Annotated in this window: 2 protein-coding genes and 1 pseudogene; all 3 read left to right on the forward strand. The window is 66.0% G+C overall.

What is annotated here, in order from left to right; genetic code table 11:
* Positions 1–133 precede the first annotated feature (133 nt).
* Complete coding sequence (locus I53_RS07225; protein ID WP_043348449.1) at positions 134–577, forward strand: Ig-like domain-containing protein; 444 nt, start codon at positions 134–136, stop codon at positions 575–577.
* A gap of 218 nt (positions 578–795) precedes the next feature.
* Positions 796–2,748, forward strand: a complete 1,953-nt coding sequence (locus tag I53_RS07230) for a PrkA family serine protein kinase (protein WP_043348452.1) — start codon at positions 796–798, stop codon at positions 2,746–2,748.
* A 203-nt stretch (positions 2,749–2,951) separates the two neighbouring features.
* Positions 2,952–3,412 (forward strand): annotated as a pseudogene (locus tag I53_RS07235) (DUF444 family protein); the annotation flags it as partial.

Consider the following 3,412-nt stretch of genomic DNA (forward strand, 5'->3'; position numbering starts at 1 on the left):
GCTCCAGAATTAAGGGGCCGTCCGGGCCCTCGACGCCCGTGCGCGGCGTCCCCACATGGTCTCCACCGAGGAACGGGGCATCCGGACGCGCGTCCGGAGACAGGTCCCGGCTCGGCACTGGAGAGACGCTTCCATGATTGCCCTTCGTCCGCTCGCCGCGCTGCTCGTCGGGAGCATGGCCCTCGCCGGCCCGGCGCTGGCCCAGGCGCCCGCCAGCCGAACCAAGACCGTGGCGCCCGGCAAGACCGTGCGCATCGAGATCGCGCCGAACCTCAAGAAGGATTGTTCTCCTGGGCCGATGCCCGAGTTCAAGGTCTCCGGGCCGCCGAAGAACGGCTCGGTGATCACCAAGGTCGGCAAGCTGAAGACACCGGCGAGCTATCGCTGTCCCAACAAGGAGGCGGCCGTCCAGGCGCTGTTCTACCAGCCCAACTCCGGTTTCACCGGAACCGACGAAGTGACGTTCGAGGTCAAGAGCTCCGACGGTCAAGTGCAGACGCAGACCGTCAAGATTACGGTCGCGGCGTCCGGTGCCAAATCGGGAGACGATGGCAAGAAAGAGGGCACGGATTTGTGAGCCTGGGCCCGCTTAGGCGGTATCTGCCCAGTTCAGCGGCTCGTGCAGCCGTTCGGGGGCCGCACGGAGTCTCATCTGTGCCGCCTTCAGCGCTCGGGAGTGTTGCAAGCAATCGACATGCCGGGCGCCACGCTCGCCGCACTGCGACAAAAGCGGGCCTGTCGGTTGCATCCAAGCCGAGACAGGATGAAGCTGTCACGGTCTGAGAGGGTTATCGAATGCCCATGCATGCGACGAACGACCTTTTCCAGAGCTTCGCCCGAGGGTACGAGGCCCGCCGCGACACGGAGATGACGCTCTCCGAGTACCTGGAGGCCTGTCGCGACGAGCCCCTGATGTACGCCTCGGCCGCCGAGCGCATCCTCGCGGCGATCGGCGAACCCGAATTCGTGGACACCGCCAAGGATTCGCGCCTCGGCCGGATCTTCATGAACCGGACGATCCGGACCTACCCGGCCTTCCGGGAGTTCTACGGCATGGAGGAGACGATCGAGCGGATCGTCTCGTTCTTCCGCCACGCCGCGCAGGGGTTGGAGGAACGCAAGCAGATCCTCTACCTGCTGGGCCCGGTGGGCGGCGGTAAGTCGTCGCTGGCCGAGCGGCTGAAGCTCCTGATGGAGGTTCACCCCGTCTACGTCCTCAAGGCGGGGGACGAGGTCTCGCCGGTCTTCGAGAGCCCGCTGGGCCTGTTCGATCCCGAGACGATGGGCGAGGAGATCCAGCGCCGTTACGGCATCCCGCGCCGGCGGCTGACCGGCCTGATGAGCCCCTGGGCGCTCAAGCGCCTCGACGAGTTCAACGGCGACATCTCGCGCTTCAAGGTGATCAAGGTCCGGCCTTCCCGGCTGCGCCAGATCGCCATCGCCAAGACCGAGCCGGGGGACGAGAACAACCAGGACATCTCCTCGCTGGTCGGCAAGGTCGACATCCGGCGCCTGGAGACCCTGTCGCAGGCGGATCCCGACGCCTACTCGTATTCGGGCGGCCTGAACCGCGCGAACCAGGGCATCCTCGAGTTCGTCGAGATGTTCAAGGCGCCGATCAAGATGCTGCACCCGCTGCTCACGGCGACGCAGGAGGGCAACTACGTCGGCACCGAGAATATCGGCGCGATCCCGTTCACCGGCGTGATCCTGGCCCACTCGAACGAGGCCGAGTGGCAGACCTTCAAGACCAACAAGAACAACGAGGCCTTCATCGACCGGATCTACGTGATCAAGGTCCCTTACTGCCTGCGCGTCACCGAGGAGCAGCGGATCTACGAGAAGCTGATCTCCAGCTCGGAACTCTCGGACGCCGCCTGCGCCCCCGGCACGCTGGAGATGCTGGCGCGCTTCTCGGTCCTGTCCCGCTTGCGCGAGCACGCCAATTCCAACGTCTTCTCGAAGATGCGGGTCTACGACGGCGAGTCCCTGCGCGAGGTCGATCCCCGCGCCCGCTCGATGCAGGAATACAAGGATACGGCCGGCGTCGACGAGGGCATGGACGGGATCTCCACCCGCTTCGCCTTCAAGGTCCTGGCCGCGACCTTCAACCACGACACCACCGAAGTCTCGGCCGATCCGGTGCACCTGATGTACGTGCTGGAGCAGTCGCTCAAGCGCGAGCAGCTGCCGCCCGAGACTGAGAAGAAGTACCTGGAGTTTATCAAGACCGAGCTGGCCCCGCGCTATGCGGAGTTCATCGGGCACGAGATCCAGAAGGCCTATCTCGAATCGTACCACGATTACGGGCAGAACCTGTTCGACCGGTATATCGACTATGCCGACGCCTGGATCGAGGACCAGGACTTCAAGGATGCCGAGACCGGGCAGCTCATGAACCGGGAGCTCCTGAACCAGGAGCTCACCAAGATCGAGAAGCCCGCCGGGATCGCCAACCCGAAGGACTTCCGCAACGAGGTGGTCAAGTTCGCCCTGCGCTCCCGCGCCCAGCACGGCGGCCGCAACCCGAGCTGGACCTCCTACGAGAAGCTGCGCGAGGTGATCGAGCGGCGGATGTTCTCCCAGGTGGAGGAACTGCTGCCGGTGATCTCCTTCGGTTCCAAGAAGGATGGCGAGACCGAGAAGAAGCACGGCGAGTTCGTCGAGCGCATGGTCGCGCGCGGCTACACCGAGCGGCAGGTTCGCCGTCTGGTGGAATGGTACATGCGGGTGAAGCAGGCCGGCTGAGGCGCGGGGTGTCCGGCCGGGTCCAATCCGGCCGGCACAGGGTTCGACCCTGAGATCCGACCCTTTGCCGCCACAGTTTCGGACGACCGGCCGGTGAAGATCTCGGCCCTGCTGCAAAAGAGGGATCCATCCCTCCGGTAACAGCATGGTACGACAAGGGTCCGGACCCGGCCGGAACACGCGGACGAGGGTTTTCGCAGCGGATGCATATCGTCGACCGACGTTTGAACCCGGGCGGCAAGAGCCTCCCGAACCGCCAGCGCTTCCTGCGGCGCGTGAAGGACGTGGCCCAGCGCGCGGTGCGGGAATCCGCCCGCGAGAAGGACATCAAGGATCTCGGCAAGGACGGCCGCGTCACCGTGCCGGCGGACGGCGTCCGGGAGCCCCGCTTCTCGCGCCAGCCCGGCACGGGCCTGCAGGACCACATCCTGCCCGGCAACAAGACCTACGTCGAGGGCGACACGATCGAGCGGCCCCCGGGCAGCGGCGGCGGCCGTGGTGCCGGTGAAGGCGGGGAGGGCGGCGAGAACAGCGAGGACGCGTTCCGCTTCGTCCTCACCGGCGAGGAGTTTCTGGAGCTCNTCCTCGAGGATCTGGAGCCTTCGGAACCTCGCCAAGCGGCGGCTGGCCNTGGTGGAAACGGAGGGGCTGCGCCCGGCCGGCT

It is taken from the genome of Methylobacterium sp. B1 (assembly GCF_000333255.1).
GTDB classification, from domain to species: domain Bacteria; phylum Pseudomonadota; class Alphaproteobacteria; order Rhizobiales; family Beijerinckiaceae; genus Methylobacterium; species Methylobacterium fujisawaense.

Coding starts and splice junctions, on each gene's coding strand:
- I53_RS07230 (WP_043348452.1), top strand. CDS start 796: ATGCCCATGCATGCGACGAACGACCTTTTCCAGAGCTTCGCCCGAGGG.
- I53_RS07225 (WP_043348449.1), top strand. CDS start 134: ATGATTGCCCTTCGTCCGCTCGCCGCGCTGCTCGTCGGGAGCATGGCC.